Consider the following 329-nt stretch of genomic DNA (forward strand, 5'->3'; position numbering starts at 1 on the left):
CTTACCCGTGGCAAATTCGGATAGGGTCAAATGCTCACGCACCAGCACGGTGGCCCAGTCGACGATGTCCGGCGCGTAGCCCATACGCTTGAGAATCACCGGCACATGGCGGGCACCCTCGGCGGCGTGATCGGCCACGGACGCGCGCTTGCCGATGTCATGGGTAATACCGGCCAACAGCAACGCCTTGAAATGATCGTCATCGTACCGTCCACCGGACGGTGTCTCACGACCCAGACGCGACGTGACCTCCACCATATGCCGATCGATGGTGTACCGGTGGGCGGCCGAGGCGGACGGACGGTTGCGGACGCCGAGCCATTCCGGCA

General features: G+C 63.8%; 1 protein-coding gene. It reads right to left on the reverse strand.

What is annotated here, in order from left to right:
* Positions 1 to 329 (reverse strand): bifunctional uridylyltransferase/uridylyl-removing enzyme family protein (locus DKT72_RS19095; RefSeq protein WP_220628175.1); only part of this gene is annotated, 329 nt, incomplete at both ends.

Source organism: Confluentibacter sediminis (assembly GCF_003258355.1).
In the GTDB taxonomy this organism is placed as follows: Bacteria; Bacteroidota; Bacteroidia; order Flavobacteriales; family Flavobacteriaceae; genus Confluentibacter; species Confluentibacter sediminis.